Consider the following 325-nt stretch of genomic DNA (forward strand, 5'->3'; position numbering starts at 1 on the left):
CATCCAGCATTGCTAAACTCCCACCGTATGTTTTCTGTAAAAATTCCTTCGTAAACAATTCCTCCGTAGGACCTATACCGATGAGGTTAACATTTAAAAGCATAATCCAATCAAAATATTCCTTCACAGTATTTAAATCATGATGGACTACGAGAACCGTTTTTCCTTGTTCTTTCAATTTCATCAACAGCGTAATGATCGCTTTTTCTGTAGCGGCATCTACTCCTACAAATGGCTCATCCATAAAATAAAGCTCCGCATCCTGTGCCAGCGCTCTTGCTAAAAAGACACGCTGCTGCTGTCCGCCTGATAGCTGGCTTATTTG

General features: G+C 40.9%; 1 protein-coding gene. It reads right to left on the reverse strand.

The window, feature by feature from the left end:
• The coding region (locus RYX56_RS21645; RefSeq protein ID WP_317124025.1) for a metal ABC transporter ATP-binding protein at positions 1-325 on the reverse strand (325 nt) is incomplete at both ends.

Source organism: Alkalihalophilus lindianensis (assembly GCF_032843265.1).
In the GTDB taxonomy this organism is placed as follows: domain Bacteria; phylum Bacillota; class Bacilli; order Bacillales; family Bacillaceae_D; genus Alkalihalophilus; species Alkalihalophilus lindianensis.